Genomic DNA, 3,689 nt, shown 5'->3' with positions numbered 1-3,689 from the left:
CCGGGTAAGCTCCGGGTACTTCTCATCCCGGATCTTCTCCACCAGGCGGAAGATCTCCTCCTCGTCGGCCCCCTCGAACACCGGGGTGGCCACCTTCCATCCGTTGTGCATCGCCACAAAGCCCATTATGGTCTCGAACACCTGGCCTAAGTTCATGCGGCTGGGCACGCCAAGGGGGTTCAGAACCACATCCACCGGGGTGCCGTCGGAGAGGAACGGCATGTCCTCCTCGGGCAATATCTTGGACACCACGCCCTTGTTCCCGTGGCGGCCCGCCATCTTATCCCCCTCGGTTATCTTGCGGAACTGGGCCACGTAGACCTTTACGACCTCGTTCACCCCAGGGCTCAGGTCCTCGCTGTTGTGCTCCCGGTTGAGGCGCTTTATGGCCACCACCTTGCCGCCCTCGCCGTGGGGCACCCGAAGTGAGGTGTCCCTAACCTCCCGGGCCTTCTCCCCGAAGATGGCCCTAAGCAGCCGCTCCTCCGGGGACTGGTCGGACTCACCCTTGGGGGTAACCTTGCCGACCAGGATATCCCCCGCCCGGACCTCCGCCCCTATGCGGACTATTCCCCTCTCGTCCAGGTTCTTGAGGGCATCGTCCCCCACGTTGGGTATGTCACGGGTTATCTCCTCAGGCCCAAGCTTGGTGTCCCGGGCCTCCACCTCGTACTCCTCTATGTGTATGGAGGTGTAGAAGTCCTCCTTCACCACCCTCTGGCTCAATAGGATGGCGTCCTCGAAGTTGTAACCCTCCCAGGAGACGAAGGCCACCAGGACGTTGCGGCCCAGGGCTAGCTCGCCCCCCTGGCAGGACTGGCCGTCGGCTATCACGTCGCCAGCTTTCACAAGGTCCCCCTTCTTGGCCAGGGGCTTCTGGTGTATGACCGTCCCCTGGTTGGAACGACGGAACTTGATGAGCCTGTAGCAGTCCAGGGTGCCGTCCTCGGCCCGTATCTCTATGCGGTCCGCGTCCACGAACTCCACCCGCCCCGCCCGCTTGGCCAGCACGCACGATCCGGAGTCCCTGGCTATCTTGGCCTCTATGCCGGTTCCCACGTAAGGGGAGTCCGCCATCACCAAGGGCACCGCCTGACGCTGCATGTTAGACCCCATTAGAGCCCGGTTGGCGTCGTCGTGCTCAAGGAACGGTATCAACCCGGTGGACACCGAGACTATCTGCTTTGGCGACACGTCAAGGAAGTCCACCTGGGACTTAGGCACAACCTTTATGTCCCCCCTATGGCGCACGTGGACCTCATCCACCAGGATGTTGCCCTCATCGTCCACCGGGGTGTTGGCCATGCCCACGTAGAACTCGTCCTCGTCGTCCGCCGACAGGTACACCACCTCGTCGGTGACCCTGCCATCCACCACCCGCCTCCTTGGGGTCACCAGGAAGCCGTACTCGTTGAGCTTCGCGTAAGTGGCAAGGGACGTCACCAACCCTATGTTGGCCCCTTCGGGGGTCTCTATGGGACATATCCTGCCGTAGTGGGTGTAGTGCACGTCCCGGGCCTCGAAGCCCGCCCTCTCCCGGGAGAGACCCCCAGGCCCCAGGGCCGAAAGCCGGCGCCGATGGGTAAGCTCCGCCAAGGGATTGGTCTGATCCATGAACTGGGAGAGCTGGCCGGAGCCAAAGAACTCCCTAAGGGCGGCGCTTATGGGACGCACGTTTATGAGGTCCTTTGCGGTGGCGGAGCTCAAGTCCGGGATGGTGGTCATCCTCTCCTTGGCTATGCGCTCCATCCGAAGGAGCCCTATCCTCACCTGGTTCTGCAACAGCTCCCCCACCGCCCTGACCCGGCGGTTCCCCAGGTGGTCTATGTCATCCTCCCTCTCCAGGCCGTCCCGAAGCTTCAAAAGGCCGTTCACGATGGCCACCACGTCCTCAACCGTGAGCAGCCGCTGGTTCTCGTCAATATCCAGCCCCAGGCGGCGGTTGAGCTTGTAACGACCCACCCTGCCCAGGTTGTAACGCCGGCTGTCGAAGAAGAGGCTGTGCATGTGCTCCTTGGCGTTCTCCATCCTGGGTGGCTCGTTGGGCTTAAGGCGCCGAAAGAGCTCCAGCATGGCCTCGTCGGAGGAATTGGTGTTGTCCTTTTCCATGGTGGCGGCTATGGAGTGATCCACCCGCCACACCTTTATCTTAGTCCTACCCTGCTTCCAGAACTCGTCAAGATGCTCCTTCGTTATCCGATCGTTCCTGGGGAATAGCACCCTGCCGTCAGCGGCTATTATGGGCTCCCCAAGGAGCATGCCCTTGACATCCTCCTCCACCAGGTCCACCTCATCCAGGGAGGCGCCGAAGAGCTCCAAAAGCTGATCGTCGGAGGGAACCCCAAGGGCCTTCAGGAACATGGTGACCGGTATCTTCTTCCGGTTGTCTATCTTCACCGACAGGAACTCGCTTGGGGTGAGGTCAAACTCCAGCCACGCCCCCCGGTCAGGGATGACCTTGGCGGTGTAAACCTCCTGCCCAGGAGCGGAGAGATCCGCTGAGAAGTAAACCCCCGCAGACCGAGCCAACTGGCTTACAACCACCCTCTCGGTGCCGTTTATTATGAAGGTCCCCCGGTCGGTCATCACCGGGAAATCCCCCAGGTAAACGTCCTCCTCCTTGATCTCGCCGTTATTCCTGTTCACAAGCCTTATGGTGGCCCTAACCGGCATGGACCAGGTGAGGTCCCTGCTCCTGGCCTCATCCAAACTTATGGCCGGATCGTCCACGTAGTAACGGACGAACTCAAGGGCAAAACTGCCATCGTAACTCTCGATCGGGAATATCTCGTTGAAGAGCTCCTGCAGACCTTGGGGCTTCCTGAAGTCCGGGTTCTCATCCGCCTGGAAGAACCAATCGTAGGATTGACGCTGGACCTCCACCAGGTCCGGCAACTCTACAAGGTCCTTCTGCCTGCCAAAATACTTCCGCGTCGCCATCGCCTTGAGGGAAGGAACTTCTACAGCCATGGGAGTCACGACCTCCCTACGCAAATTTTGGTGTTTCAAAAAGTCGTACGGCGCGATATCATAGCAAAAAAGGCGTCCCCAGTCAACAGACTACGGACGCCTTCTAAACACTATGGTGTCGAGGGGGGGAGTCGAACCCCCACGGGCGCTAACCCACTGGATCCTGAATCCAGCGCGTCTACCAATTCCGCCACCCCGACTCAAACGATTTTGTTAAATAACCGCACAACGCTGAGGATTTTAGCATCCTTCGCCGCTCTTTGCAAGTGGCACCTGGCTTCTGTGCTTCAAGCCCCACCCCGCAACGCACCCAGGCCCTTCAGCCGCGACGTAAAGCCCCTTAAGGGCCACAGCGGCTTGAAATATGCCAACATACCAAGGGCAATACCTCAGCCCACCATCCGGCCCCCGGAGGCCCTCATGAGACGGTCGAACAGGGCATCCCCCATCGGATCTGCCTTGGGGGGCACCTGGGCCAATATGGCGGACAACCCCATGCGCTCCATCTCCCGGAAGGAGCGGAACAGAACCCGGGCATACTCCCTCACGTCACCAACCCTCACGGAGCACGAAACAGCGAAGGGGGGCTCGTCCAAACCTACATACCCCACCTCCCCCTCTTCGAGGGCCGTCCTGTCCAGCGCCCCGCCGGCCCAAAGAAAGACCGGGACCGAAGGCGCATAGTGCCTGTGCCTGGTGCCTGTCTCTTATACACATCT

The 3,689-nt window shown here is 60.6% G+C and carries 1 protein-coding gene, 1 tRNA gene and 1 pseudogene; all 3 read right to left on the bottom strand.

The annotated features are described in order from the left end of the window. Positions 1-2,970, bottom strand: a 2,970-nt coding sequence (gene rpoB, locus N2315_06210) for a DNA-directed RNA polymerase subunit beta (GenBank protein ID MCX7828785.1), incomplete at its 3' end; no start/stop codon positions are given. 113 nt (positions 2,971-3,083) lie between these two features. Then, positions 3,084-3,170: transfer RNA gene (locus N2315_06205), tRNA-Leu, on the bottom strand. Positions 3,171-3,359: 189 nt separating this feature from the next. After that, positions 3,360-3,659, bottom strand: a pseudogene (locus N2315_06200) (hypothetical protein). Positions 3,660-3,689 lie beyond the last annotated feature (30 nt).

This window comes from Thermanaerothrix sp. (genome assembly GCA_026417795.1).
In the GTDB taxonomy this organism is placed as follows: Bacteria; Synergistota; Synergistia; order Synergistales; family Synergistaceae; genus Thermanaerovibrio.
The sequence above is the reverse complement of the archived record's forward strand: the minus strand, read 5'-3'. Positions and strand labels throughout refer to the sequence as shown.